The organism is Micromonospora sp. URMC 105 (assembly GCF_051386295.1).
GTDB lineage: Bacteria > Actinomycetota > Actinomycetes > Mycobacteriales > Micromonosporaceae > Micromonospora.
On record NZ_JBPQTL010000231.1, the window covers coordinates 1 to 381 of the forward strand.

General features: G+C 73.5%; 1 protein-coding gene and 1 pseudogene. Both read left to right on the forward strand.

The window, feature by feature from the left end:
* Positions 1 to 117 (forward strand): carbohydrate-binding protein (locus ACSNN7_RS29075; RefSeq protein WP_436684231.1); only part of this gene is annotated, 117 nt, incomplete at its 5' end.
* 53 nt (positions 118 to 170) lie between these two features.
* Positions 171 to 381, forward strand: a pseudogene (locus ACSNN7_RS29080) (DUF305 domain-containing protein); the annotation flags it as partial.

Below are 381 nucleotides of genomic sequence, written 5' to 3' on the forward strand. Positions count from 1 at the left end.
TACCAGGTCGGTGACCAGGTCACCTACAACGGGTCGACCTACCGCTGCCGGCAGGCGCACACCGCGATCCCGGGCTGGGAGCCGCCGAACGTGCCGGCGCTGTGGTCGCAGGTCTGACCGGACGGGTACGGCCCGAGCCGGTGCGGGCCGCATCCGACCCTCGGCGCGGCGTGGGTACGGCCGGCGTGGCGCGCAGGTCAGCGCTCGCCGTGCTCGCCGCCCTGCTGCTGGCCGCCGGCTGTGCCGACGCCCCGTCCACACCGTCGGTGTCCCGTACCCCGTCCACGGGCGAAACGGCGACGACGCTCGGCACCCTCGACGTGCTGTACCTGACCATGATGGTGGCCCACGTCGAGCAGACGCTGGAGATCGTCCGGCTGG